A 25,170-nucleotide genomic window follows, 5' to 3' on the forward strand; every position below is an offset into this window, starting at 1 on the left:
CACCGGGCTGCGCCGATCATCTCCCGGCGGCTCCGGGAGGGCGAGGGGCCGGGCCCGATCCCCGGAACCGGGCGGCCGCGCCCTCCAGCAGCGCGCGCCGCTCGGCCGGTGGCCGGCGCGGGCAGGACAGGCAGGCCGCCCCGTGCGGCAGCCGGTCGACCAGGCAGCAGGACACCCGGGAGGTGAACCGCGCGCCGGCGACGTCGACGTAGCGGGGAGCCGGCAGCGGTGCGCCCACCGCCGCGGCCAGCGGTCCGGCCAGGGCGGTGACCGCCCCGATGTCGCCGAGCGCCCGCCCGAGGGTCAGCAGCCCGCCCGCCAGTGAGTCGGCGGCGATCGCCCACAGCGGCCGCGGCCGCATGCGGGCAGCCGCGGCCAGCGCCGGGACCACGGCCGACAGGCACTCCCGCAGACCGTCGGCCGGATCGCCACCGGCGACCGCGGACACCGCTGCGACCGGCAGCCCGCCGTGGCCGAGGAACACCGTGGTGTCGGCCGGCCGCGCCGACAGCGGACTACCCGTGGCCAGCCCGGCCAGCACCGGCGCCAGGAGCACGGCGGACGCCGAGTACCACCACACCGTGGCGTGCACCCGGGCGGCGCCCGCCCGGGGAGCGCGCGCGGCCAGGAGATCCCCCAGCCATCGCGCATCGGCCAGCCGCTCGGCCGGGACCGGGAGCGCACCCGGCGGCGGCACCAGCCCGAGGGTGGTGGCACCGGGGATGCGCGCCACCACCTCCGCCTGCGGGCCCGTCACGGGTCCAGTCTCCTGCAGCGGCCCCGGCCGACGTCGCGCGGGGAAGACGCCGAGGGCCCGGGGCCATACGGTGTGTCCTGGACCACGCTGCACCGTCGCGGACCCACGCGCCGCAGGACTCGGGAGGACCCCATGAGCGAGATGACCCAGGTCGACGGCCCCACGTTCGCCCCGCCGGAGGACCTGGCGGCGCAGGCCAACCTCGGGCCGGAGGCCTACGGGGAGGCGGCCCGTGACCGGCTGGGATTCTGGGCGTCGGCGGCGGAGCGGCTGAGCTGGACGCAGAAGTGGGACACGGTCCTGGACTGGACCGACCCGCCGTTCGCCAAGTGGTTCGTCGGCGGCAAGCTCAACGTGGCCTACAACTGCGTCGACCGGCACGTCGAGGCCGGCCACGGCGACCAGGTCGCCTACCACTGGGAAGGCGAGCCCGGCGACACCCGCACGATCACCTACAAAGAGCTCCAGGACGAGGTCTGCAAGGCCGCCAACGCCCTGACCGAGCTCGGCGTCACCGCCGGTGACCGGGTGGCGATCTACCTGCCGATGATCCCCGAGGCCGTCATCTCGATGCTGGCCTGCGCCCGCATCGGCGCCGTCCACATGGTGGTCTTCGGCGGCTTCTCCGCCGACGCGCTGGCCAGCCGGATCACCGACGCCGGCGCGCAGGTCGTCATCACCTCCGACGGCGGTTACCGGCGCGGGGCACCCAGCGCGCTCAAGCCCGCCGTCGACGAGGCGGTGTCCCGCACCGAAGGCGTGCGGCACGTGCTGGTCGTCAAGCGCACCGAGCAGGACGTCGACTGGGACGACCGCCGCGACCTGTGGTGGCACGACGTCGTCGACCGCCAGTCCACCGAGCACCAGGCGCAGTCCTTCGACGCCGAGCACCCGCTGTACATCATGTACACCTCCGGGACGACGGCGAAGCCCAAGGGCATCCTGCACACCAGCGGCGGCTACCTGACCCAGGTCAGCTTCACCCACTGGGCGAGCTTCGACCTCAAGGCCGACACCGACGTCTTCTGGACCGCCGCCGACGTGGGCTGGGTGACCGGCCACAGCTACATCGTCTACGGGCCGCTGTCCAACCGGGCCACGTCGGTCATGTACGAGGGGACGCCGGAGACCCCGCACCGCGGCCGCTGGTTCGAGCTGATCCAGAAGTACGGCGTCACGATCCTCTACACCGCGCCCACGGTCATCCGCACCTTCATGAAGTGGGGCGAGGACATCCCGGCCGGCTTCGACCTGTCGACGCTGCGGCTGCTCGGCTCGGTCGGTGAGCCGATCAACCCCGAGGCCTGGCTCTGGTACCACCGGAACATCGGCGGCGGCCGCTGCCCGATCGTGGACACCTGGTGGCAGACCGAGACCGGCGGGCACATGATCAACCCCCTGCCCGGCGTCACCACCCTGGTCCCCGGCTCCGCCCAGCGCCCCTTCCCCGGCATCTCGGCCAAGGTGGTCGACGACGAGGGCAACGAGCTGGACAACGACTCCACCGGCCTGCTGGTGATCACCGAGCCGTGGCCGGCCATGCTGCGCACCATCTGGGGCGACGACGACCGCTACGTCGACACCTACTGGTCGCGCTTCGGCACCGACGCCTACTTCGCCGGCGACGGCGCCAAGAAGGACGCCGACGGCAACATCTGGCTGCTCGGGCGGGTCGACGACGTCATGAACGTCTCGGGCCACCGCATCTCCACCACCGAGGTGGAGTCCTCCCTGGTCAGCCACCCGACGGTGGCCGAGGCGGCCGTCGTGGGCGCCACCGACCCCACCACCGGCCAGGGCATCGTGGCCTTCGTGATCCTCCGCGGCAACGTCACCGAGGAGGAGGCCTCCGGCGAGGAGATCGTGCAGACCCTGCGCACCCACGTCGCCCGCGACATCGGCCCCATCGCCAAACCCCGCCAGATCATGGTCGTGCAGGAGCTCCCCAAGACCCGGTCGGGAAAGATCATGCGCCGACTGCTGCGGGACATCGCCGAGAACCGGGAACTGGGCGACGTCACCACGCTCACCGACTCCTCCGTCATGAACATGATCAAGGACAAGCTCCCCGCCGCGCCCGCGGAGGACTGAGCCACCCAAGGCATAGGAGGCTTTACCTACGTCCTGGACCTCCGAACCGTAGGTAAAGCCTCCTATGCCTCCCGCCTCCTATGCGTCCCCGCGCTCCGTCCGGGGGGACTCCGAGCGCGCGCCGGGCCATCGTGGGGCACGATCTTCGATGACCAGGGGTACGGGCGTCGCACCGCGTCGACCGCGTCCCGCACGCAGGACCGAAGGAGGAGCCACCCGTGGCCCACAGTGTGTCGCAGATCCGCACCGACGGAGCCAGCCCGGCCGTCGAGCCCTCGATCGGCACGCTCGTGCAGAGCGCGATGGCCGACGTCTCCACGTTGGTCCGCAACGAGATCGAGCTGGCGAAGGCCGAGATCGGCGCCTCGGCGAAGAAGGGCGGCATCGGCGCCGCCTCGTTCGCCGCGGCCGGCGTGTTCGCCGCCTTCGCCGGCATCTTCTTCTTCATCGCCCTGGCCGAGTTGCTCACCTGGGTGGGGTTGGCCCGGTGGATCTCCTACGCCGTCGTCTTCCTCCTGCTCATCGCGCTGGCCGGCGTCGCCGCGCTCGTCGGCATGAAGATGATCAAGAAGATCGAGAAGCCGGAGCGGACGATCGAGTCGCTCAAGGAACTGCCCGAGGTGATGCACCGTGAGGCGCCGGGGGCGCGGCACCGCGACGTGCCCACCGTGAACGAGGGCAGGGTGGAGCTGCACGGCAACGAGTCGTACCGGGTCTGAGGCCGATGACCGTCCCTCCGGACGGCCGCCCCGATGCCACGAGCGTGCTGCTCCCCGGACCGTGGACCCACCGCGACATCTCGGCCAACGGGGTGCGGCTGCACGCCGCCGAGGCCGGGGAGGGACCACTGGTCCTGCTGCTGCACGGCTTCCCCCAGTTCTGGTGGACCTGGCGGTCGCAGCTGACCGCCCTCGCCGACGCCGGGTTCCGCGCCGTCGCCCCCGACCTGCGCGGCTACGGGGCCAGCGACAAGCCGCCCCGCGGCTACGACCTCCCGACCCTCTCCGCCGACGTCGCCGCACTGGTACGGGCGCTGGGTGAGCGGGAGGCCGTGCTGGTCGGCCACGACTGGGGCGGTCTGCTGGGCTGGACGGTGGCGGCGCTGCAACCCCGGGTGGTGCGCCGGCTGGTCGTCGTCTCGATGGCTCATCCACGGCTGCTGCGCGCCGGGATCGTCGAGCGCCGCCAGCGCCGCGCCCTGCGGTACGCGCTCGGCTTCCAGGTACCGCGGCTCCCCGAGCGCCGGCTCACCCGCCTGGACGACGACCCGGTGGCCGACCTGATGCAGCGCTGGGCGGGGCCGGACTGGTCCCGTACGGCCGACTTCGCCGCGGCCGTGGACCGGTACCGCGCCGCCGCCCGCATCCCGCAGGCTGCGTACGGCGCGATGGAGTACTACCGGTGGGCCGGCCGGTCACAGCTGCGGCCCGACGGCCTGCGCTACGCCCGCCGGATGGCCGCACCGGTCACCGCTCCGACGCTGCAGCTGCACGGCGCGCTGGACCCCTACGTGCTGCCGGATACCGCCCGCGGGTCGGGCAGGTACGTCGCGGGAGCCTACGAGTGGCGGGAGCTCCCCGGCGTCGGCCACTTCCCGCAGGAAGAGGCCGCCGAGCAGGTCACCGCCGCCATCGCGAACTGGGCGACCGTCTGAGGCACCGCTCCCGGCGCCCTCCGGTGGATTCGCGAACACACCTCCGGTGGGGTGACCGCCGGTGAATCGCGAAGCCATTCACCGGAGGGGCCGTAGGCCGGCTCCGATGTGCTCGACAGCACGGCGCAGCCGTTCCGGCTCCTCACCGGAGGTGCGTGTCACTCGCAGGAACCGGTGCTGACCTCGGCGCGCGCCCTGCTGCCCGCCGTGGCCGCCTCGGCCACCTGCGGACCGGTGAGGGCGTACCCGGTCTCCGGGTCGTCGATCGCCGAGGCGAACACCACCCCGAGAACGCTCCCGTCGGGAGCGAACAGCGGGCCTCCGGAGTTACCGGCGCGGACCTGCCCGAACAGCGCGTAGACGTCCCGGACCACGGTCGCGGTGTTCCGGAAGTCCGGCCCGCTGATCTCCCCGCGGTCGCGGACGCGGGCCGGTCCGACGTACCGCGCTCCGCCACCCGGGTAGCCCATGATGAACGCGTCGTCCCCCGTCTCGGCGGCCGCCGCGGTGAATGTCAGCGGCACCTGCGGCAGGCCCGGGACCGCCAGGACCGCGACGTCGACGGCCTCGTCGACGAACACCGGCACCGCGTCGTACTCCTCTCCCTCGGCGACCACCACCGGCTCGGTGACGCCGGCCAGCACGTGCGCGTTGGTCATCACCCGTTCGGGGGCGTACACGAAGCCGGAGCCGTCGACCTGCCGCGAGCACGACGGAGCGATGCCGCGGATCTTCACCACCGACCCCTCGACGGAATTCACGACGGTGCTGTCCACCAGCGCCGGGTCCGGCGCCGGCACCTCCCGGGCATCGGTCGGCGTGAGCGGGTCGAGCACGTCGGGCAGCCCACGCCGGTCGATCGCGTCCCGGAGGTCCTGGTAGACGGTGCGGACGCCGTCCGGGACCGTCCCGTCGACGGCCTGCACCAGTGCCGACTGACGGATCTGGCTGGCCACCTGCGGGAACGGGGAGCTGGCCAGCGGTGAGGCGACCATCCACGCGACCAGCAGGACCGACGCCGCGGAGGCGACCGCCCCGGCTGCGGAGTCGACCATCTTGGCCGGCTCCCACGTGACCCGGGACCGCAGCGCCCGTCCGGCCGCACCGGCCAGGATCTGGCCGAGCAGTGCCCCCGCGAGCACCACCACGAGTGCGGCGAACACCCGGGTCACGCTCGATCCGTCGATCCGGTCGGCCACCGGGCCCGACAGCTGGGCGCCGAGGACGGCGCCGCCCAGGAACCCGAGGATCGAGGTGGCCGAGACGAGCAGGCCCTGCCGGAACCCGGACAGGGCGAACAGCAGCGCGAGGACGATCAGCAGGACGTCGACCAGGGACACCCGGTCACCCGCTGACCGTCATCGTGCCCACCTGGCCCAGCTGGAGGTGGAAGGTGCAGGCGAACGGGTAGTCGCCCGGCGTCGTGACGTCGAACTCGATCGTCTCCTGCTGCCCGGGGGCGAGGAAGGGGACGCCCGCGTCGATCGGGGCGGGCAGCTCCTCGTCGGTGTACTCGAGGTTGTGGGTCATCTGGTCGGCGACGTTCTCCACGGTCAGCCGCACCCGCCCGGGGGCGACGGTGAAGTGGTCCGGGTAGAACTCGTAGTCGTCCCTGGTCTGGACGGTGATCTCCTGGACCCCGTCGGCGGCCACCGTGACCTCACCCAGGCCCTCGGGAACCGGCGCCGGGGCCGGCACCTCGCTGCCGCAGCCGGCCAGCAGGACCAGCGCAGCGGCGACCGCGACGGCCGTTCCCCGGTGGCCCCGGCCACCTCCCGGGTCCCGCCCCGAGCCTGCGAGGGGTGGGGAGGAGGTGGTCCTTTCGCCGCTCATCGGGGCCGAACCGTACGCGTCGGAGCGCCGTCGGGCGCGGGATCGGCCACGGTCGGCGCGGCGGCGTCCTCGGCTCCTCCGGCGCCCAGCGAGCCGGGGAGGTGCGGCGGGCGCACCCCGGTCTCGCGCAGCGGTCGGACGTCGGAGGCGTCCCACGGGCGCGCGAGGCCGGCCGCCTCGAGGATCGCGTCGAGCAGGGCTGCGGTGAACCCCCACACCACCATGTCGGCAACGCCGAAGGCCGGGCCGATGAAGCCGGCCGGGTGCCGGACGCGGAAGCGGTTCGCCGGGTCGGCGAGGTCGGCGAGCGGGACGCGGGCGACCCGGGCCACCTCCCGGGGATCGCCGACGGTGACGTCCCGCGGGTCGTCCCACCAGGCGACGACGGGCACCACGAGGTTGTCCGACGGGCCGAGGAAGAGCTCCGGCAGCGTGGCCAGCACCCGCACACCCCCTGGGTCGATGCCCGCCTCCTCCTCTGCTTCGCGCAGCGCCGTCTCGACCGGGTAGTCCTCGCCGGGGTCCGCCCCTCCCCCCGGGAACGCCGGCTGGCCGGCATGGCTGCGCAGGTGCAGCGATTTCTCGATGATCAGCACGTCGGGGCCGCGCGGGCCCTCACCGAACAGGATGAGGACGGCGGAGCGCCGCGCGGTGCGCGTCGCCTGCGGCATGCGGTGCCGTAACGGCAGGTCGTCGGCGCGCTCGACCAGCCGGCGCAGGTAGTCGGGCACCCCGTCGGCCACCGGCTGCGCGCTCACAGCTGGACGCCCAGGTGCTGGACCACCAGGCCACGGAGTTCGTCGAGCGAGCCCACCGGCCCCGCCTCGGTGTGCACCAGTGCTCCCCCGGCGTCGACGAAATAGGTGAACGGCAGGACGTTGATGCCGAGCTCGGCCATCAGCTCTCCGTCGCCGTCGAACGCGCTGGGGAAGGTGACGCCGGCGTCCTCGGCGAACGACGCCGCCTGCGGCAGGCCGTCCTTGCTGATGACCCCCAGCATCCGGACCTCGTCCCCGGCCAGCTCGGCGAACTCCTGCAGCACCGGCATCTCCTCCCGGCACGGCGGACACCAGCTGCCCCACAGGTTCACGACCATCGGCGCTCCCGGGGCGCGGGCGAGGTCGAGCGAGCCGCCCCCGGGACACTCGAACGCCAGCGCCGGCAGCCGCTGCGCCCCGGCGGCCGCCGCCTCGGGTTGCTCGGGGCAGGCCACCAGGTCCGGCACCGCCGTCGAGGGCGCGGCGGCCGGGGCGCCGTCGTCGGCCGGCGCGCCGGTGCAGCCGGTCAGCAGGATGCCGAGTGCGAGGGCCGCGATCGGTCGGCGCATCACTCGGTGTCCGAGGCGACGGGTGTCTTCACGAGCTTCAGGGCCACCTCGGGATCGACCGGACCGATGCCGAACGAGGGGCACCACTGCGCCAGGCCGCACGCACCGCACGCCGCCTTCTTCGCATGGCACACCCGGCGCCCGTGGAAGATCACCCGGTGGCTGAAGTCGGTCCACTCCTTCTTCGGGACCAGTTGCGCGATCTCCGCCTCGACCTTGACCGGATCCTCCTCGTCGGTCCAGCCGAACCGGCGCACCAGCCGGCCGAAGTGGGTGTCGACGGTCAGCCCCGGCACGCCGAAGGCGTTGCCGAGCACCACGTTGGCGGTCTTGCGGCCGACGCCGGGGAGGGCCACCAGGTCGGCCATCCGGCGCGGGACCTCGCCGTCGAACCGCTCGACGAGGGCCTGGCTGAGCCCGAGCACGGAGTTCGCCTTCGCCCGGAAGAAGCCGGTGGGCTTGAGGACGGCCTCGAGCTCTTCCCGGTCGGCTCCCGCGAGCGCGACCGCGCCGGGGTACCGGGCGAAGAGCGTGGGCGTCACCTTGTTGACCATCTTGTCGGTGGTCTGCGCCGACAGGACCGTGGCGACCAGCAGCTCGAAGGCGTTGGTGAAGTCGAGCTCGCAGTGCGCATCGGGGTGGATGACGGCGAGCTCACGGGCCATCCGGCGGGCCCGGCGGGTTCGCGCCAGCGGCGTCTCGTCCGGATCGAACGGCGATGCCCCGGTCAGCGCCGCGCGGGTGGGACGACGGGCACGGATCGGGCGCGCATAGGCCGGTGAAGAGGCGGGTGCGGACACGCGCTCGAGGGTAGGCGGGCCTGCCGACCTTCTCCTTCCGTGCCATCATCGAGGACGGGCCGCTCCCCCGGTTCCACGCCGACGACGCAGAGGAGGTCGGGATGGTCGCCCTCAGCGTCATCCTCTTCCCACCGCTGCTCATCGCCTTCCTGCTGGTCATGGAACGGGTGGAAGAGCCCCTCCGCCGCCCGGCATCGTCCGCCCGCGAGGTCAGCGAGTTCCTCAACACCGCCACGCCCGGCGAGGTCGACACCCTGGCGACGTCCGGGATCCGGCGCGCCCTGTCCCGTTGGCGGCGACGGCGGCACAGCGCCCGCCGCTCCGACAACCCGCCGCTGGTCTGAGGGAGGACCTCGCTACCCCCCACCGCTCGCACGCTCGCGGCGGGACCCGGCAGGGAGGCGACATCTCGCTCGGAGGAGGGACGCGTCCGCCCACCGAACGGGTGACCGACTGCACAGCCGCCTAGACTCGCGTTCGACACGGGCACCCCTGTGTCGGCGAAGAGTGTGAGAGGACGTGCAGTGGACGAGGTGCTGGCTCAGTCGGGGCTCTTCCAGGGGCTCTCCGAGGATGCGGTGGACCCCGTTCTCAGCCGCCTCGAGACGATCAACCTGCCGCGGGGCCGGGTGATCTTCAACGAGGGCGAGCCCGGCGACAGCCTGTACATCGTCATGACGGGCAAGATCAAGCTGTCCCGCCGGTCACCCGACGGCCGGGAGAACGTGCTCGCGGTCATGGGCCCGTCCGACCAGTTCGGCGAGCTGTCGGTCTTCGACCCGGGCCCGCGCACCGCGACGGCCACCGCGGTCACCGACGTGAAGCTGGCCCGCATGCCGCAGTCGGTGCTGCTGCCGTGGATCGAGGCGCACCCGGAGATCGGTGAGCAGCTGCTGCGCGTGCTGGCCCGCCGCCTGCGCCGTACCAACGACTCCGTCGCCGACCTGATCTTCACCGACGTTCCCGGCCGCGTGGCCAAGGCGCTGCTGCAGATGGCCGACCGCTTCGGCAGCCGCGAATCCGACGGACTGCGGGTGAAGCACGACCTCACCCAGGAGGAGCTGGCCCAGCTCGTCGGCGCGTCCCGCGAGACGGTGAACAAGGCGCTGGCCGACTTCGTGCACCGCGGCTGGATCCAGCTCCAGGGCAAGTCGGTCGTCGTCCTCGACGAGGAGCGCCTGCGCCGCCGCGCGCGGTGATGCTGCACGACCGTTGAACGCCAGAGGCCCGGAACCGATCAGGTTCCGGGCCTCTGGCGTTCGATGCTCGGTCCGGCGCCGGGTGACTGCCTGGGTGGCGCCGGCGCGGGGGCCGGAGGCTTCCCGACGGCGTCACCGGATGCGCTCAGCGCCAGCCGGGGACGGCCATTGGCCGCGGTGTGACGCGGAGCGTCACGAAGGCAATGGCACCGCGACCCGGATGCGGGTGCCGTCGGGCAGCACCGCCCAGCGGCCGTCAGGGGTCTCCTCGAACCGCGGGCTGATCGGGTGCATCGGCTGCGGGGGCGACCCGGCGAGGGCGGTGGTGACGTCGGGGAACTCGGTCAGCTGGCCGAGCGTGTGCGACGTCGGCGGCAGCATCGGCCGGGTGCCGGCCTCCAGCTCGGCCAACGCGGCGGCCGGGCTCAGCCACGCGGCCTCGTCCGCCTCGCCCGACACGTCCCGCGCCTCCTGCCCGACCGGGAGCGCCGCGGCGAAGAACTTGGTGTCGTAGCGCCGCGGCTCGACCGGCGGGGTGATCCAGTGCGCGAACGGCCGCAGCAGGTCAGCCCGGAGCACCAGGCCACGGTCGGCCAGCAGCCCGGCCAGCGACAGCTCCCGGCTCAGCAGCGCCTGCCGCTGCTCCTCCCAGTCGTCGCCGGAGACGTCCGGCACCACTGCATCGCCGGGCAGTCCAGCCAACAGGACGCCGGCCTCCTCGAACGTCTCCCGTACCGCGGCGCAGACCAGCTCCCGGGCCGTTCGCTCGTCGCACCCGAAGGCGGTGGCCCAGTGGGCGGGCGACGGCCCGGTCCAGCCGATCTCGGTGTCGCCGTCCCGAGGGTCGACGCCGCCACCGGGGTAGGCGGTCATCCCGCCCGCGAAGGGCATGCCCTTGGTGCGGCGGAGCAGGTACACCTCCAGCCCGGGCGTCCCGTCGCGCAGCAGCAGCACGGTGGCCGCCTGCTTCGGCTCAGGCATGCCACACGACGCAGTCGTCGGTTCCGAGCAGTGGGGGTCCGGAGGACCTCCCGGCGAGGAACCGGGACACGCTCGGCGCAACCGGCACCGAGGCTTGGCCGCGGTGCCGTCCGGAGGACGGCAGTGTCATAGCAGCTCGACGGTGAGCTCGACCTCGACCGGGGCCCCGAGGGGCAGCTCCGCCACGCCGACGGCGCTGCGGGCGTGCTGCCCGGCCTCGCCGAAGATCCGCCCGAGCAGCTCGCTGGCCCCGTTGACCACGCGCGGCTGGCCGGTGAAGCCCTCCACGCTGGCCACGTAGCCGACCACGCGGACGATCCGGGCGACCGAGTCCAGCCCGACCAGGCCGTCGACGGCGGCGAGCGCGTTGAGCGCGCACAGCTTGGCGTCGGCGGCGGCGGCCTCGACGTCGACCGAGCCGCCGACCTTGCCGGTGCGGCGCAGCCCGCCGTCGACGAACGGCAGCTGGCCGGAGGTGAACACCAGGGAGCCGCTGCGCACCGCGGGCACGTAGGCGGCGACCGGGGCGGCCACCGCCGGCAGCCGGATGCCGAGCTCGGCGAGCCGGGCGTGCCAGCCCTGCCCCGGCTGGGTCGAGTCGGTCATACCGGGCGCTTGAGGTAGGCGACCAGCTGCTCGGCGCCGGCGGGGCCGGGGAGCACGGTCACCAGCTCCCACCCGTCGACGCCCCAGGAATCGAGGATCGCTTTGGTGTTGTGGACCAGCAGGGGGATGGTCGCGTACTCCCACTTCTGGCGGGCGGCTTCGCTCATGGGCGCGACGCTAGCGCACCAACCGTGGAGGGTCCCGGCCCCCTGCAGGGTCCCGCTGCGAGCCTGCGAGCAGTGGGGGGCAGGGGGTCCTTCTTCTACGCTGGTGCCGTGATCCCCGACCTGCCCTCCGCGCGTCTGCACGTGGTCACCGGCAAGGGCGGGACCGGGAAGACCACCGTCGCCGCCGCCCTGGCCCTGGCGCTGGCCGCCGACGGGCGGTCGGTGCTGCTGGTGGAGACCGAGGGTCGGCAGGGCATCGCCCAGCTGTTCGACACACCCCCGCTGCCCTACGAGGAGCGCCGCGTCGCCGTCGCCCGCGGCGGAGGGGAGGTGAAGGCGCTGGCCATCGACGTCGAGGAAGCCCTGCTGGACTACCTCGACATGTTCTACAACCTCCGGCGGGCGGGGCGGGCGCTGCGCAAGATGGGCGCCATCGACTTCGCCACCGCCATCGCGCCGGGTCTGCGCGACGTGCTCATCACCGGCAAGATCAAGGAAGCGGTGACCCGGCGCCGGAACGGCCGGGAGGTCTACGACGCCGTGGTCGTCGACGCTCCGCCCACCGGACGGATCACCCGGTTCCTCGGGGTCACCGGGGAGATGTCGCAGCTGGCCCGGTCCGGGCCCATCAAGACCCAGAGCGACGGCGTCATGGCGGTGCTCCGCTCCCCGCAGACGGCGGTGCACCTGGTGACGATCCTCGAGGACATGCCGGTGCAGGAGACCGCCGACGCCATCGCCGAGCTGGAGAAGGCCGGGCTGCCGATCGGCTCCGTCGTCGTGAACATGGCCACCGAACCGGTGCTGCCTGCCGACGCCCTCTCCCGCGCAGCCGCCGGCGAGCTGTCCGGCGCCGACCTCTCCCCCGCGCTCACCGCGGCGGGCCTGCCCGGGGGCGCGGCGCTGGCCGACGCCTTGGCCGCCGAGGTGGTGGAGCACGCCCGCCGCTGGGCCGCCCAGGATGCGCTGCGCGACCAGGTGGCCGCGCTCGGCCGCCCCACCGTGGAGCTGCCACAGCTCCCCGGTCCCATGGACCTGGGCTGCCTGTTCGAGCTGGCCGACCGCCTGGAGGACCCCTTGCGCACGGAGGTGGGGCGAGCGGACAGGGGCGTGAGCATCGCAGCGAGGGACGAGCGAGGAGCGGAGCGCCCCGCGGGAGCGAGCGGGGGCCCCGCGTGAGCGCGGCGCCGGGCGGTGCCCCCGCGGGTGGGCAGGGCCGGGGGCAGGCGCCCGCCATGGACCTGGGGCAGCTGATCGCCGACCCGGCCACCCGGATCGTCGTCTGCTGCGGCGCCGGCGGCGTCGGCAAGACGACGACGTCGGCCGCGCTGGCGCTGGCCGCCGCGGAGGCCGGGCGGAGCGTCGTCGTGCTCACCATCGACCCGGCGCGGCGGCTGGCGCAGTCGCTCGGCCTGGTGGAGCTGGACAACGAGCCGCGGCGGGTCGACGTCCCCGGGATCGACGGCGAACTGCACGCGATGATGCTGGACATGAAGCGGACGTTCGACGACGTCGTCACCGCTCACTCCACGCCCGAGCGCGCCCAGCAGATCCTGGACAACCCCTTCTACCAGGCGCTCTCGTCCTCGTTCGCCGGGACGCAGGAGTACATGGCCATGGAGAAGCTGGGTCAGCTGAGGGCCGCCGACCGGTGGGACCTCATCATCGTCGACACCCCGCCGTCGCGGTCCGCGCTGGACTTCCTGGACGCGCCGAACCGGATGGGCCGCTTCCTCGACGGCACGATGATCCGGCTGCTCACCGCGCCCAGCCGGACCGGGTTCAAGTTCGCCAGCGCCGGCCTCCTGTTCTTCAGCCGGATCATCAGCAAGATCCTCGGCGGCCAGCTGCTGCGGGACATCTCCGCCTTCGTGGCGGCCCTGGACACGATGTTCGGCGGCTTCCGGGAACGGGCGACCGCGACCTTCGAGCTGCTCCGCCGTCCCGGCACCTGGTTCGTGGTGGTCGCCGCTCCCGAGCCGGACGCCCTCCGGGAGGCCTCCTACTTCGTCGACCGGCTGTCGGCGGAGGGCATGCCGCTGGCCGGGCTGGTGCTCAACCGCACCCATCCCCCGGCGACGACCGCGTTGTCGGCCACGCGCGCCGAAGGGGCCGCGGAGGAGGTGGCCGAGTCCGGCGGGGACACCGCGGCGCTGACCGCCGCCGCGCTGCGGGTGCACGCCGAGCGCATGCAGCAGGCCGCGCGCGAGCAGCACCTGGCCGACCGCTTCACCAGCGCCCACCCCGAGGTGGCGGTGCGCACGGTGCCGGCGGCTGCGGGAGACGTCCACGACGTGGACGGGCTGCGGGGGATGGCCGAGGCGCTGACCGGGGCCGACGACGACACGCCGACCGGCACGCCGAGGACGCGAGTCTTCCCCGCGCGCCGCGGCTGAGGGCGGCGGCGACCAGCCGGACCGACGTACCCTGGCCGCGATGTCGGAAAACGCGCGCCTCCGTTCCCGTGTGCTCGCCAAGCTCGCCGCGACGATCGTCGTCGCCGGTGCGCTCGTGGCCGGTCTCCTGCTGCCCTGGGTCGGCGGCCCCGGCCTGGTGGCACGGAACTCCGTCTCGCTGCTCGACGCGCTCCCGGTCGAGCTCACCGACGAGACCCCGGCCGGCCCCAGCCGGCTGCTGGCGGCCGACGGCACGCTCATCACGAACTTCTACGAGCACAACCGCACGCCGGTGACCTCGGACCAGATCGCCGACGTGATGAAGCAGGCGCTGGTCGACATCGAGGACTCCCGCTTCTACGACCACAACGGCCTGGACGTCCAGGGCACCATGCGGGCGCTGATGACGAACCTCGCCGCCGGCTCTGTCCGGGAGGGCGGCTCGACCCTCACCCAGCAGCTGGTCAAGCAGACCCTGCTGCAGACGGCGAAGACCCCGGAGGCGCGCGAGGCGGCCAACGCCGAGACGGTGGGCCGCAAGCTCCGCGAGGCCCGCCTGGCGCTCGCCCTGGAGGACACCTACTCCAAGGACGAGATCCTCACCCGGTACCTGAACATCGTGTACTTCGGGCAGGGCGCGTACGGCATCCAGGCCGCCGCCCAGCGATACTTCAGCGTGAACGCCACCGACCTGACCGTCCCCCAGGCGGCGATGCTGGCCGGCCTCGTGCAGAACCCGGGCACCGACGACCCCATCAGCAACCCGGAGAACGCCGTGGAGCGGCGCAACCAGGTGCTGCAGCGGATGCACGACCTGGGCCACATCAGCGCGCAGGAGCTGACCGACTACACCGCGCAGCCGGTCCAGGTCACGCCGGGTCTGGCTCCGCCGAACGGCTGCATCGACGCGTCCATCGGCGGGTTCTTCTGCGCCTACGCCAAGGACTACCTGATCGGGACCGTCGGGCTGACCCAGGCCGACCTGGAGAAGGGTGGGCTGACCATCCAGACCACGCTCCGCCCGGACATGCAGGCCGCCGGCGACCAGGCGGTGCTCAACACGGTGGGCATGGGAGCCCCGGTGGTCGGGGTCTTCGACGCCATCGAGCCGGGCACCGGGCACGTGCTCGCGATGAGCGTGAACCGCAGGTTCGGCTGCGGCGACCCCGCCGCCGGCTGCGAGTCGATCAACTTCGCGACCATCCCCACCAAGGGATCGGGGTCGACCTTCAAGACCTTCGTCGCCGCGGCGGCGATGGAGAAGGGGCTGCCGGCCAGCCACACCATCACCACGCCCGAGCCCTACACCTCCCGGGTGTACGAGTCGTACGACCCGGAGACCCGGAAGATCGAGCCGTACGAGATCGGCAACGTGGGCAGCCGCTACCCGAACACGCTGACCATGACGCAGGCGCTCTACATGTCCTCCAACACCTACTTCCTGGCGCTGGAGGACGCGCTGGGCCGGATCGAGCCGGCCGTCGAGATGGCGCAGCGGCTGGGCATGAACTTCGACTACTCGATCACCCAGACCCCGGCCCAGCAGATCATCGACGAGAACCGCCCGTCGTTCGCCTTCGGGACCGACGGCGTCAGCCCGCTGGATCTGGCCAACGCCTACGCGACCATCGCCGCCGGCGGGGTCAAGTGCGCCCCGACGCCGGTCCTCTCGATCACCAAGCCCAACGGTGAGCCGCTGACCGGCGAGGACGGCGAGCCGGTGGTGAAGGGTGATCGGTGCGAGCAGGTCATCGAGCCCGGGCTCGCCCACACGCTCAACCAGATGATGCGCAGGGACGTCGAGCCGGGGAACCGGATGCAGACCGGGTCGCGGGCCTACATCCCCGATCACCAGATCGCCGGCAAGACCGGCACGGTGAACGCCAACGACTCGGTGACCTTCGTCGGCTCGACCCCGCAGTACACCGCAAGCGTCATGGTGTTCCGCCCGCGGGACAACCAGAGCGTCGGCGGCTACGGCGGCGGCAAGCCGGCCAGCATCTGGCACGACGCGATGCTGCCGATCCTGTCGGCGCAGGCCCCCGCGGCGTTCCAGCCCGCCGACCCCAGGTACGCGGGCCGGGGCGTCGACGCACCGCCCATCGGCAACCGGTCCTCCGACGGCGACGGCGACGGCGACGACGACGACGACGACCGTCGGCGCAACCGTGGCTCCTCGACGCCACCGCCCGTCGCGCCGCCTGCGGAGCCCGCGACACCGCCCGCGGACGTGCCGGCACCACCGGCCGAGCCCGGCACGCCCCCGACGCCCAACTGACGAAGGACCGTCCTCCGCACCGCGCGCGGTGCGGAGGACGGGGCCTGCTCAGCCGAGCTGGCGGCGCACCTCGGCGGCGACCCGGGCACCCTCGGCCCGGCCGGCGACGACACCGTTCGCCGCGCCCATGACCTTGCCCATGTCCGTCATGCCCGAGGCGCCGGTGCGGGTGATCACGTCGGCGACGATCGCGGCGAGGTCGGCGTCCTCGAGCTGGGCCGGCAGGTAACCGGCGAGGACCTCGCCCTCCGCCTGCTCGCGGGCGGCCTGCTCGGCGCGGCCGGCCGACCCGAACGCCTCGGCGGCCTCCCGGCGCTTCTTGGCCTCCCGGCGGAGCACCGCCTGCACCTCGTCGTCGGTGAGCTCGCGGGCCTCCTTGCCCGCCACCTCCTCGGCGCTGACGGCGGCGAGCACCATGCGCAGCGTGGCGGTGCGCAGCTCGTCGCGGGCCTTCATGGCGGTGGTCAGGTCGGTGCGCAGCTGTTCCTTGAGGTCGGACACGGGACCAAGCCTGGCACGACGCCGGTGCGACGTGCGCCCGTAGGCTCTACGACCGTGCGCTGGTACACCGCCGTCCCCACCGCCGCCGTCGCGTCCGGCGCAGCGGTGACCGCCTACGCGAGCCTCTACGAGCGCACCCGCTGGACCCTGCGCCGGTTCGACGTCCCGGTGCTCGCCCCCGGGTCGGCGCCGCTGACGATCCTCCACGTGTCCGACCTGCACATGACCGCCGGCCAGCGCAGCAAGCAGGAGTGGGTCGCCGGGCTGGCCGAGCTGGAGCCCGACCTGGTCATCGACACCGGGGACAACCTCGCCGGCGTCGACGCCGTCCCCGGCACGCTGCGCGCTCTCGACCCGCTGCTGGACCGGCCCGGCGCCTTCGTCATGGCCAGCAACGACTACTACGCGCCCCGGCCGAAGAACCCGCTGAAGTACTTCTGGCCCGACCACAGGCGGGTGCACGGCACGGAGCTCCCCTGGCGGGACCTGCGGGACGGGATGCTCGCCCGCGGCTGGCTCGACCTCACCAACGCCGCCGGCGAGCTGACCGTCGGGGGACGGCGGATCTCCTTCGCCGGCGTGGACGACTCGCACCTGAAGCGGGACCGCTACGACCTAGTCGGGGGCTCGGCCGATCCGGAGGCCGACGTCCGCATCGGCCTGGCGCACTCCCCCGAGCCCCGGGTGCTCGACCGGTTCGCCGCCGACGGCTACGACCTGCTGCTGTGCGGGCACACCCACGGCGGGCAGCTGCGCGTACCGTTCTACGGCGCGCTGGTCACCAACTGCGGCATCGACCGCGACCGGGTGCGCTGGCTGCACCGCTGGGCCCCGCCCGCGACCGGTCGGCCGGCCGGTACCTGGCTGCACGTCTCGGCCGGGCTGGGCACCAGCCCGTACGCCCCGGTGCGGTTCGCCTGCCCGCCCGAAGCCACGCTGCTCACGCTCACCGCGCGCCCGGCCTGATCACCCGGTCCCCCGCCGCCGAGCCGGCAACGGGGCAGCGCTAGACTCGACGACGCACCTCGGGGTGTGGCGCAGCTTGGTAGCGCGCGTCGTTCGGGACGACGAGGCCGCAGGTTCAAATCCTGTCACCCCGACCCTCCGCTCAGGGGCCGCCGGAAGGCGGCCCCTGAGTCGTTCCGGGACGCTGCGAGGATGGGCACGTGAGCGAGCGTGCGAGCGGAACCAACGGACAGAGCAACTGGGGCACGCGTTCCACGCGCGCCGGCGAGGCGCGGCGCGTGACCGCCGAGCAGGCCACCCCCGCCCTTCCGCCCGAGGTCACCGCCCGCTGGCAGGCCCGGTTCCGGACGCCCCGGGTCTCCCTGCCGGACTGGGCGGAGGAGGCCCCGCACCGGAACCTCTACTCCTCCGACGTCAGCGGCGTCGTCGAGCAGTACGCCTGGGACCGCGGAAGCGGCGCTCACCGGCAGGTCACCGACCGCCCCAACGGCACCCTCGTCGCCACGCTGAGCCCCGACGGCGAGACGATCTGGTGGTTCGCCGACGACGACGGCGACGAGTTCGGCGTGTGGATGACCCAGCCGTTCGAGGGCGGGGAGGACGCCGTCGCCGTCCCGGAGGTCGGGCCGGCCTACCCGGCGGGCCTCGAGGTCGGCAGGTCGCTCGTGGCGATCGGTCGCAGCACGGACGACGGCAGCGAACTGTGGCTCGCCCCCCACGGCGGGGCGCCGCGGGTGGTCTACCGGCACCCCGACCCGGCCTCGGTGGACGCGCTGACCCGTGACGACGAGCTGCTGGTCATCTCGCACTCCGAGCACGGCGACCCGCGCTACCCGGCCCTTCGGGTGCTGCGGACCGTCGATGACGCCGTCGTGGCCGAGAAGTGGGACGGCGACGGGCTCGGGCTGCACGCCCTGGAGTTCGCGCCGCAGCCGGGCGACCGGCGGCTGCTGGTCGGCCACGAGCGGCGGGGCCGCGAGGAGCTGCTGGTCTGGGACGTCGCCGCCGACACCGAGACCGAGATCGTGCTCGACCTGCCCGGCGACGTCACGGCCGGCTGGTACCCCGACGGCTCGGCGCTGCTGGTGGGCCACGACCACGCCGCCCGCACGGAGCTCTACCGCTACGACCTCGTCTCGGGTGCGCTGGAGCGGGTGGAGACCCCGCCCGGCGTCGTCCGGGGGGCCACGGCGCGCCCCGACGGCACCGTGGAGCTGGCCTGGTCGAACTCCGAGCGCCCGCCGGTGATCCGCCGGGCCGACGGCCCGGTCGTGCTCTCGGTGAGCGACCAGGAGCCCCCGGCGGCGTACCCCGTGGAGGACCGCTGGGTGCCGGGCCCGGGCGGGGACGTGCACGCGCTGCTGGTCCGGCCGCAGGGCCCGGCCCCGTACGCCACGGCGTTCCTGGTGCACGGCGGGCCGGAGGCGGCCGACGACGACTCCTACCGCGCCCGCCGGGCCGCCTACGTCGACGCCGGCTACGCGGTCGTGCACGTGAACTACCGGGGATCGACCGGCTACGGGTCGACCTGGCGGGACGCGCTCACCGGCCGGCCGGGGCTCACCGAGCTGGAGGACATCGGCGCGGTCTACGACGCGCTGGTGGCCGAGGGCGTCGTCGACCCGTCGCGGGCGCTGCTGACCGGCGGCTCGTGGGGTGGCTTCCTCACCCTGCTCGGGCTCGGCACGCAGCCCGAGCGCTGGGCAGCCGGTATCGCGGAGGTGCCGGTGGCCGACTACCTGGCCGCCTACGAGGACGAGATGGAGGGCCTGCGGGCCTACGACCGGGCGCTGTTCGGCGGGTCACCCGACGAGGTGCGCGACGTCTACGTCCGTTCCTCGCCGATCACCTACGTCGACGCCGTCGCCGCGCCGGTGCTCGTGGTGGCCGGCGCGAACGACCCGCGCTGCCCGATCCGGCAGATCCACAACTACCTGGCCGGCCTCGAGGAGCTCGGCAAGGAGCACGAGGTGTACCGCTTCGACGCCGGCCACGGCTCGCTGGTGATCGAGGAGACCATCCGGCAGGTGGAGATCGCGCTGGCGTTCGCGCTGCGGCACGTGAAGCCCTAGGGACCCGTCCCGAGCGGGGGCCGGAGGCTCCCCGAGGGACGGGTCGGCCAGGGTCCGCGCGGAGCGGGGGCCGGAGGCTCCCCGACGCGTGGGCCGGATGAGGCTCAGCTCAGGCCGGGACGGCTCCTGGCAGCGGTGTCACGCGGAGCGTGACGATGCAAGGAGCTCGGCGATCTGGACGGTGTTGAGTGCGGCGCCCTTGCGCAGGTTGTCGTTGCTGACGAACAGCGCGAGGCCGCGACCGCCCTCGACCCCCTGGTCCTGCCGGATCCGGCCGACGTAGCTGGGGTCCCGGCCGGCCGCCTGGAGCGGGTTCGGCACGTCGGACAGCTCGACGCCGGGCGCGGCCGACAGCAGCTCGGTGGCCCGCTCGACGGAGAGCTCACGCGCGAATTCGAGGTTCAGCGAGAGCGAGTGCCCGGTGAAGACGGGCACGCGCACGCAGGTGCCCGAGACGCGCAGATCCGGGATGCCGAGGATCTTGCGGCTCTCGTTGCGGAGCTTCTGCTCCTCGTCGGTCTCGAACGAGCCGTCGTCGACGACCGAGCCCGCCATCGGCAGCACGTTGAACGCGATCGGCGCCACGTACTTGACCGGGTCGGGGAAGACCACGGCCGATCCGTCGTGGGTGAGCGCGTCGGCCTTCTCCACGACGGCCTTCGCCTGCCCGTGCAGCTCCTCCACGCCGGCCACGCCGCTGCCGGAGACGGCCTGGTAGGTGCTCGCGACGATGCGGACCAGCTGCGCCTCGTCGTGCAGTGGCCGGAGCACCGGCATCGCGGCCATGGTCGTGCAGTTGGGGTTGGCGACGATGCCCTTGCGGATGTCGGCGAGGGCGTGCGGGTTGACCTCGCTGACGACCAACGGGACGTCGGGGTCGCGGCGCCAGGCGGAGCTGTTGTCGATGACGGTGACGCCGGCCTCGGCGAAGCGGGGCGCCTGGGCCCTGGACGTCGTCGCGCCGGCGGAGAAGATCGCGATGTCCAGGCCGGTCGGGTCGGCGGTGGCCGCGTCCTCGACGGTGATCTCGCCGCCCGCCCACGGCAGGGTGCTGCCGGCGGAGCGCGCAGAGGCGAAGAACCGCAGCTCGCTGAGCGGGAAGTTCCGCTCGGCGAGGATCTCGCGCATGACGGTGCCGACCTGGCCGGTCGCGCCGACGATGCCGACCCGCAGGCCGCTGGTGGAGATGGTGGTCATCGTCCTGTCCCTCCGTAGACGACGGCCTCGACGTCGGAGCCGAGGTCGAACGCGTCGTGCACCGCGCGGACGGCGATGTCCACGTCGGTGTCGCGGCAGACCACGGAGATCCGGATCTCCGAGGTGCTGATCAGCTCCAGGTTGACACCGGCGTCGGCCAGCGCGCCGAAGAACTTCGCGGACACGCCGGGGTGCGACCGCATGCCGGCGCCCACCAGCGAGACCTTGCCGATGTGCTGGTCGAAGCTGACGTCGGTGTAGCCGACCGTGTGCTTGACCCGCTCCAGCGCCGCCAGTGCGGTGGGGCCGTCGCTCTTGGGGAGCGTGAAGGAGATGTCGGCGAGCTTGCTGGCCTCGGCCGACACGTTCTGCACGATCATGTCGATGTTGACCTCGGCGTCGGCGAGCACCCGGAACAGCTGCGCGGCTTCACCCGGCCGGTCGGGCACCCCGAAGACGGTGATCTTGCCCTCGGAGCGGTCGTGCGCAACGCCCGTGATGATCGCCTGTTCCACCGGGAGGTCCTCCATCGAGCCGGCCACGATCGTGCCGGGGAGCTGTGAGTAGGAGCTGCGGACGTGCACGGGGATGCCGTAGCGGCGGGCGTACTCGACGCAGCGGAGCATGAGCACCTTGGCGCCGGACGCCGCCAGCTCGAGCATCTCCTCGTAGGTGATCGTCTCGAGCCGCTGGGCGTTGGGCACGATGCGCGGATCGGCGGTGAAGACGCCGTCGACATCGGTGTAGATCTCGCAGACGTCGGCGTTCAGTGCCGCGGCGACGGCGACGGCGGTGGTGTCGGAGCCGCCGCGGCCGAGCGTGGTGATGTCCTTGGTGTCCTGGCTGACGCCCTGGAACCCGGCGACGATGACGACCGATCCCTCGTTCAGCGCATCGCGCAGCCGGCCGGGGGTGACGTCGATGATCCGCGCCCTGCCGTGGCTGCCCGTGGTGATGACACCGGCCTGCGAGCCGGTGAAGGACCGGGCCTCGTAGCCGTGCTCGGAGATGGCGATCGCCAGCAACGCCATGGAGATCCGCTCGCCGGCGGTGAGCAGCATGTCGAGCTCCCGGCCGGGCGGGTCGTCGGTGATCTGGCTGGCCAGATCGAGCAGCTCGTCGGTGGTGTCACCCATCGCGGAGACCACGACCACGACGTCGTCGCCGTTCTTCTTCGCGGCGACGATCCGCTCGGCGACACGCTTCATGTGCGCTGCGGAGGCGACGGAGGATCCGCCGTACTTCTGGACGACGAGGGCCACGGGTCCACAGGTTACCGGCGTGGCCGCGGTCGCCGTCGTTTGCGTCCGACCGGCGACTCGGATGTCATCACCGGATGGACGAAGCGGAGCGGTGGCTGCTGCGCGCCGACGAGCGCGGCAACCCGGCGTCCGGGCTGGAGGCGTGCAGCGAGGGCAATCTCGCCGAGCCCCTGGTGCACGGTGCGGCCTACTTCGACCGGCTGGTCGACGTGGTCGACGGGCTGGGCCCGGACGACCACGTCTACTTCACCGACTGGCGCGGCGACCCCGACGAGCGGTTGCGTCCCGACGGGCCCACCGTCGCGGAGCTGTTCCAGCGGGCGCTGGACCGCGGCGTCACCGTCCGTGGGCTGGTGTGGCGGTCCCACATGGACCGGATGCAGTTCAGCAAGGAGCAGAACCGCGCCCTCGACCGCGAGGTGGAGAAGGCCGGTGGCCAGGTGGTCCTCGACCAGCGGGTCAGGTGGATGGGGTCGCACCACCAGAAGTTCGTCGTCGCCCGTCACCGCCACGACCCGGGTCGCGACGTCGCCTTCGTCGGTGGCATCGACCTGTGCCACGGCCGGCGCGACGACGCCGATCACGAAGGCGATCCGCAGCCGGTGCCGATGGCGAGCCTGTACGGGGACCGCCCGGCGTGGCACGACGTCCAGGTGCAGGTCAAGGGGCCGGCGGTCGCCGACATCGAGGCCGTCTTCCGCGAGCGATGGGACGACCCCACCAACCCGCTGGCGCACAATCCTCTGGCTTGGGTGCGGGGCAAGCTCCACGACGCCCGGCTGCAGCCCGATCCCCTGCCGGACCCGCTCCCTCCCCCGCCACCGTGCGGGCCGCACCTGGTCCAGCTGCTGCAGACCTATCCGACGATCCGGGCGTCCTACGAGTTCGCCCCGAACGGGGAGCGCTCGGTCGCCCGCGGGTACCGCAAGGCCGTCGACCGGGCCCGGCGGCTGGTCTACATCGAGGACCAGTACCTCTGGTCGGCCGACGTCGCCCGGCTGTTCTCCGATGCGCTGACCCGCTCCCCGGACATGCACCTGGTCGTGGTCGTCCCGCGAGCGCCGGACCACGAGGGGCGGTTCTCCGAGGTTCCGCAGCACATCGGGCACCGGCAGGCGATCGAGCGCTGCGAGCAGGCCGGGCCCGGGCGGGTGCACGTCTTCGACGTGGAGAACCCCGCAGGCATGCCCGTCTACGTGCACGCCAAGGTCTGCGTGATCGACGACACCTGGGCAGCGGTGGGCAGTGACAACTTCAACCGGCGGTCGTGGACCCACGACAGCGAGCTGTCCATCGCGGTGCTCGACACCAGCCACGACCCCCGCGAGCCGCGGGACCCGGCCGGCACCGGCGACTGCGCCCGGACCTTCGCCCGGGACCTGCGGCTGGAACTGGCCCGCGAGCACCTCGACCTGCCGCGGAACGGCAGCGAGGACGACCTGCTGCTCGATCCCGACCGCTTCGTGGCGACCCTCGAAGCCCGGGCGAACGCCCTGGACGACTGGCACGAGCAGGGCCGGCGCGGCCCCCGCCCACCGGGACGACTCCGGCCGCACCGCCCCGAGAAGCTGCCCTGGCCGACCCGTCTCTGGGCCACACCCGTCTACCGGCTGCTGGTCGACCCCGACGGCCGCCCACTGCGCCTGCGCCGGCGCAAGGCCTTCTAGTACTACAGCCGCATTTCACTGGCGGAGCCGCGTCGGGCGTAGTGGCAGCGGCGGGCGCGGGCCTGGTGTCTGCGGCGCCAGTGCGACCAGTCCAGGACTTGCTGGGGTGGGTGCTGCGGTGCCCAAACCAGGCAGGTGATCAGGTGGCGGATCTCGGGCAGTGAGAGCTCGGTCAGCTCGCCGTGCAGGTTCGGGACCCCCCTTTTTCGCCGCTGGTGGCGGCGCGGGTGACGGTGAGGAAGGCGTGTGCCCAGCAAGCGAGGGTGATGTGTCGGTACCAGGCGTCGTAGCGGCGGACCTGGTACTGGTCCAGGCCGACTTCGCCCTTGCCGGTCTCGAAGGATTCCTCGATCGCCCAGCGACGGCCGGCGACGCCGACCAGGTCGGCCAGCGACGCCTGCGCCGGGCAGAAGCACAGATAGTGGGCCAGTTCGCCATCGGTGAGGCGGCGACGGACCAGCAGCCAGTACCGGCCGGGCTCATCCAATGACCGGATCGGGATGCGCGCCCAGTCGTAGAGCCGGTGGCCCTTGGCGCCGACACCGGCCGACAGTCGCTGCCAGTCCGCCTCGGGCACGGCGGCCGAAAGCGCATCGACCCGGGTGCCGGCCGGCCGGTCGTCGATGGTGGCGATGACGTGCTGGTTCACCGGGACGGCGAGCACGTAGGCCATGCGACGTTCCTCCAGCGCCAGCCGCAGGGCGCCGTTCTGCCCGTAGACCTCATCACCGGCGACCCAGCCGGCCGGCACCTCGGCGTCCAGGGCCCGGATGAGCATTCGCAGAGCCAGCTCCGGCTTGGTCGCGAACTCCACCTCCGGGCCGATACCAGCCTCAGCACAGCGGGCACGATCATCGGTCCAGGCCTTGGGCAGATACAGCTCCCGGTCGATGAACGTCCGCCCGGCCGCAGCGGCGTAGACCAGGAACACCCCGATCTGGGAGTTCTCGATCCGCCCCGCCGTACCGGAGTACTGCCGGGCCACCCCGGCGGACTTGCTGCCCTTCTTCAGGAAGCCGGTCTCATCGATCACCAGCACCGCGTCGTCATCGGCGAGGTACTCCACGACGTATTCGCGCAGGTCATCGCGGACCCCGTCGGCGTCCCACTCGGCGTGGTTGAGCAACCGCTGGGTCGCATCCGGGGTCTGATCACCGGCCTGCTCGGCCAGCGTCCACCCGTTCTTGCGCTCCACCCCCGACAACAGACCCCGCAGATAGGCGCCGGCCTGCGCACGCGGCTGCGGCCGAGAAAACCGCGGCCCGATCCGCCAGGTCACCTCTTCCAGGCCGACTGCCCAGCCCTCGACCTCGGCCACACTGACATCTTCGACCATCCAGCCAAGGTCACCGGCCCGATCGCCGCAGTCCGGCAGACACGCCGCGGCCACTCAAAACCTTGCGGCTGTAGTACTAG

At 73.0% G+C, this 25,170-nt stretch carries 24 protein-coding genes and 1 tRNA gene; 12 read left to right on the forward strand and 13 right to left on the reverse strand.

Translation table 11 applies throughout. From position 1 onward, the window contains the following. Positions 1–16: 16 nt before the first annotated feature. Positions 17–757 carry a (2Fe-2S)-binding protein gene (locus QOZ86_RS12595; RefSeq protein WP_284492314.1) on the reverse strand — a complete coding sequence of 247 codons (741 nt, stop codon included), beginning with the start codon at positions 755–757 and terminating at the stop codon, positions 17–19. 132 nt (positions 758–889) lie between these two features. Between QOZ86_RS12595 and acs the strand changes: the two genes are divergently transcribed. From acs to QOZ86_RS12610, 3 genes are all read left to right on the forward strand, one after another. Then, the gene (acs, locus tag QOZ86_RS12600) at positions 890–2,848 is read left to right on the forward strand and encodes an acetate--CoA ligase (RefSeq protein ID WP_284492315.1); all 1,959 of its coding nucleotides are present in this window, start codon (positions 890–892) and stop codon (positions 2,846–2,848) included. Between the two features lie 218 nt (positions 2,849–3,066). Continuing rightward, positions 3,067–3,567 carry a phage holin family protein gene (locus QOZ86_RS12605; protein ID WP_284492316.1) on the forward strand — a complete coding sequence of 167 codons (501 nt, stop codon included), beginning with the start codon at positions 3,067–3,069 and terminating at the stop codon, positions 3,565–3,567. A gap of 5 nt (positions 3,568–3,572) precedes the next feature. Next, positions 3,573–4,502: an alpha/beta fold hydrolase gene (locus QOZ86_RS12610; protein ID WP_284492317.1), complete on the forward strand. Its 930-nt coding sequence runs from the start codon at positions 3,573–3,575 to the stop codon at positions 4,500–4,502. Between the two features lie 158 nt (positions 4,503–4,660). Here the strand turns inward: QOZ86_RS12610 and QOZ86_RS12615 are convergent, their stop codons facing one another. The 5 genes from QOZ86_RS12615 to nth are packed head-to-tail and all read right to left on the reverse strand — an operon-like array spanning position 4,661 to position 8,462. Further along, a complete protein-coding gene (locus tag QOZ86_RS12615; protein ID WP_284492318.1) occupies positions 4,661–5,842 on the reverse strand; it encodes a MarP family serine protease in 1,182 nt (393 codons plus the stop codon). A 4-nt stretch (positions 5,843–5,846) separates the two neighbouring features. Then, a complete protein-coding gene (locus tag QOZ86_RS12620) occupies positions 5,847–6,335 on the reverse strand; it encodes a plastocyanin/azurin family copper-binding protein (RefSeq protein WP_284492319.1) in 489 nt (162 codons plus the stop codon). Continuing rightward, positions 6,332–7,093: an NUDIX hydrolase gene (locus tag QOZ86_RS12625; RefSeq protein ID WP_284492320.1), complete on the reverse strand. Its 762-nt coding sequence runs from the start codon at positions 7,091–7,093 to the stop codon at positions 6,332–6,334. The genes QOZ86_RS12620 and QOZ86_RS12625 overlap by 4 nt, the downstream gene beginning before the upstream one ends. Further along, entirely contained in the window at positions 7,090–7,662 is a 573-nt protein-coding gene (locus QOZ86_RS12630) for a TlpA family protein disulfide reductase (protein WP_284492321.1), read from the reverse strand. Before QOZ86_RS12630 ends, QOZ86_RS12625 begins: the two co-directional genes overlap by 4 nt. Further along, entirely contained in the window at positions 7,662–8,462 is an 801-nt protein-coding gene (gene nth / locus QOZ86_RS12635; RefSeq protein ID WP_284492322.1) for an endonuclease III, read from the reverse strand. Before nth ends, QOZ86_RS12630 begins: the two co-directional genes overlap by 1 nt. A 101-nt stretch (positions 8,463–8,563) precedes the next feature. Here nth and QOZ86_RS12640 point away from each other — a divergent pair, with 101 nt between their 5' ends. Together QOZ86_RS12640 and QOZ86_RS12645 are read left to right on the forward strand one after the other, a co-directional pair. Continuing rightward, the gene (locus tag QOZ86_RS12640; RefSeq protein WP_284492323.1) at positions 8,564–8,806 is read left to right on the forward strand and encodes a hypothetical protein; all 243 of its coding nucleotides are present in this window, start codon (positions 8,564–8,566) and stop codon (positions 8,804–8,806) included. A gap of 180 nt (positions 8,807–8,986) precedes the next feature. Further along, on the forward strand, positions 8,987–9,661 hold the full coding sequence (locus QOZ86_RS12645; RefSeq protein WP_284492324.1) for a Crp/Fnr family transcriptional regulator: 675 nt from the start codon (positions 8,987–8,989) through the stop codon (positions 9,659–9,661). Positions 9,662–9,853: 192 nt separating this feature from the next. On the opposite strand, the gene QOZ86_RS12650 is transcribed toward QOZ86_RS12645, so the two are convergent. From QOZ86_RS12650 to sp36, 3 genes are all read right to left on the reverse strand, one after another. Beyond that, positions 9,854–10,642, reverse strand: coding sequence for an NUDIX hydrolase (locus QOZ86_RS12650; protein ID WP_284492325.1), 789 nt, complete (start codon positions 10,640–10,642; stop codon positions 9,854–9,856). Between the two features lie 126 nt (positions 10,643–10,768). Beyond that, entirely contained in the window at positions 10,769–11,248 is a 480-nt protein-coding gene (locus tag QOZ86_RS12655; protein WP_284492326.1) for a RidA family protein, read from the reverse strand. Further along, positions 11,245–11,415 carry a Sp36 family protein gene (gene sp36 / locus QOZ86_RS12660; protein WP_014374390.1) on the reverse strand — a complete coding sequence of 57 codons (171 nt, stop codon included), beginning with the start codon at positions 11,413–11,415 and terminating at the stop codon, positions 11,245–11,247. The genes QOZ86_RS12655 and sp36 overlap by 4 nt, the downstream gene beginning before the upstream one ends. Before the next feature lie 108 nt (positions 11,416–11,523). Here sp36 and bagA point away from each other — a divergent pair, with 108 nt between their 5' ends. Genes bagA through QOZ86_RS12675 form a run of 3 tightly spaced genes read left to right on the forward strand, consistent with a single transcriptional unit; the run spans position 11,524 to position 16,089 of the window. After that, on the forward strand, positions 11,524–12,594 hold the full coding sequence (gene bagA / locus QOZ86_RS12665; RefSeq protein ID WP_284492327.1) for an ATPase BagA: 1,071 nt from the start codon (positions 11,524–11,526) through the stop codon (positions 12,592–12,594). Further along, positions 12,591–13,811 carry an ATPase BagB gene (gene bagB, locus QOZ86_RS12670; protein WP_284492328.1) on the forward strand — a complete coding sequence of 407 codons (1,221 nt, stop codon included), beginning with the start codon at positions 12,591–12,593 and terminating at the stop codon, positions 13,809–13,811. The genes bagA and bagB overlap by 4 nt, the downstream gene beginning before the upstream one ends. Before the next feature lie 40 nt (positions 13,812–13,851). Next, positions 13,852–16,089: a transglycosylase domain-containing protein gene (locus tag QOZ86_RS12675; RefSeq protein ID WP_284492329.1), complete on the forward strand. Its 2,238-nt coding sequence runs from the start codon at positions 13,852–13,854 to the stop codon at positions 16,087–16,089. Positions 16,090–16,137: 48 nt separating this feature from the next. Here the strand turns inward: QOZ86_RS12675 and QOZ86_RS12680 are convergent, their stop codons facing one another. Next, the gene (locus tag QOZ86_RS12680; RefSeq protein ID WP_284492330.1) at positions 16,138–16,590 is read right to left on the reverse strand and encodes a GatB/YqeY domain-containing protein; all 453 of its coding nucleotides are present in this window, start codon (positions 16,588–16,590) and stop codon (positions 16,138–16,140) included. A 54-nt stretch (positions 16,591–16,644) separates the two neighbouring features. Between QOZ86_RS12680 and QOZ86_RS12685 the strand changes: the two genes are divergently transcribed. The 3 genes from QOZ86_RS12685 (at position 16,645) to QOZ86_RS12695 (ending at position 19,628) form a co-directional block, all read left to right on the forward strand. Further along, complete coding sequence (locus QOZ86_RS12685) at positions 16,645–17,556, forward strand: metallophosphoesterase (RefSeq protein WP_284492331.1); 912 nt, start codon at positions 16,645–16,647, stop codon at positions 17,554–17,556. A gap of 60 nt (positions 17,557–17,616) precedes the next feature. After that, a tRNA-Pro gene (locus QOZ86_RS12690) sits at positions 17,617–17,690 on the forward strand. A 66-nt stretch (positions 17,691–17,756) separates the two neighbouring features. Then, positions 17,757–19,628: a S9 family peptidase gene (locus tag QOZ86_RS12695; protein WP_284492332.1), complete on the forward strand. Its 1,872-nt coding sequence runs from the start codon at positions 17,757–17,759 to the stop codon at positions 19,626–19,628. Between the two features lie 138 nt (positions 19,629–19,766). Here QOZ86_RS12695 and QOZ86_RS12700 read toward each other — a convergent pair whose 3' ends face one another. Beyond that, positions 19,767–20,825 carry an aspartate-semialdehyde dehydrogenase gene (locus QOZ86_RS12700; protein WP_284492333.1) on the reverse strand — a complete coding sequence of 353 codons (1,059 nt, stop codon included), beginning with the start codon at positions 20,823–20,825 and terminating at the stop codon, positions 19,767–19,769. Then, complete coding sequence (locus QOZ86_RS12705) at positions 20,822–22,087, reverse strand: aspartate kinase (RefSeq protein ID WP_284492334.1); 1,266 nt, start codon at positions 22,085–22,087, stop codon at positions 20,822–20,824. The genes QOZ86_RS12700 and QOZ86_RS12705 overlap by 4 nt, the downstream gene beginning before the upstream one ends. A gap of 74 nt (positions 22,088–22,161) precedes the next feature. Between QOZ86_RS12705 and QOZ86_RS12710 the strand changes: the two genes are divergently transcribed. Continuing rightward, on the forward strand, positions 22,162–23,754 hold the full coding sequence (locus QOZ86_RS12710; protein WP_284492335.1) for a phospholipase D family protein: 1,593 nt from the start codon (positions 22,162–22,164) through the stop codon (positions 23,752–23,754). A 172-nt stretch (positions 23,755–23,926) separates the two neighbouring features. Here QOZ86_RS12710 and QOZ86_RS12715 read toward each other — a convergent pair whose 3' ends face one another. Beyond that, complete coding sequence (locus QOZ86_RS12715; protein ID WP_284493342.1) at positions 23,927–25,090, reverse strand: IS701 family transposase; 1,164 nt, start codon at positions 25,088–25,090, stop codon at positions 23,927–23,929. Positions 25,091–25,170 lie beyond the last annotated feature (80 nt).

This window comes from Blastococcus capsensis (assembly GCF_030165005.1).
Classification (GTDB): Bacteria; Actinomycetota; Actinomycetes; order Mycobacteriales; family Geodermatophilaceae; genus Blastococcus; species Blastococcus capsensis.

Coding starts and splice junctions, on each gene's coding strand:
- QOZ86_RS12710 (WP_284492335.1), top strand. CDS start 22,162: ATGGACGAAGCGGAGCGGTGGCTGCTGCGCGCCGACGAGCGCGGCAAC.
- QOZ86_RS12715 (WP_284493342.1), bottom strand. CDS start 25,090: ATGGTCGAAGATGTCAGTGTGGCCGAGGTCGAGGGCTGGGCAGTCGGC.
- QOZ86_RS12700 (WP_284492333.1), bottom strand. CDS start 20,825: ATGACCACCATCTCCACCAGCGGCCTGCGGGTCGGCATCGTCGGCGCG.
- QOZ86_RS12620 (WP_284492319.1), bottom strand. CDS start 6,335: ATGAGCGGCGAAAGGACCACCTCCTCCCCACCCCTCGCAGGCTCGGGG.
- QOZ86_RS12630 (WP_284492321.1), bottom strand. CDS start 7,662: ATGCGCCGACCGATCGCGGCCCTCGCACTCGGCATCCTGCTGACCGGC.
- QOZ86_RS12640 (WP_284492323.1), top strand. CDS start 8,564: ATGGTCGCCCTCAGCGTCATCCTCTTCCCACCGCTGCTCATCGCCTTC.
- sp36 (WP_014374390.1), bottom strand. CDS start 11,415: ATGAGCGAAGCCGCCCGCCAGAAGTGGGAGTACGCGACCATCCCCCTG.
- QOZ86_RS12650 (WP_284492325.1), bottom strand. CDS start 10,642: ATGCCTGAGCCGAAGCAGGCGGCCACCGTGCTGCTGCTGCGCGACGGG.
- QOZ86_RS12610 (WP_284492317.1), top strand. CDS start 3,573: ATGACCGTCCCTCCGGACGGCCGCCCCGATGCCACGAGCGTGCTGCTC.
- acs (WP_284492315.1), top strand. CDS start 890: ATGAGCGAGATGACCCAGGTCGACGGCCCCACGTTCGCCCCGCCGGAG.
- QOZ86_RS12675 (WP_284492329.1), top strand. CDS start 13,852: ATGTCGGAAAACGCGCGCCTCCGTTCCCGTGTGCTCGCCAAGCTCGCC.
- QOZ86_RS12655 (WP_284492326.1), bottom strand. CDS start 11,248: ATGACCGACTCGACCCAGCCGGGGCAGGGCTGGCACGCCCGGCTCGCC.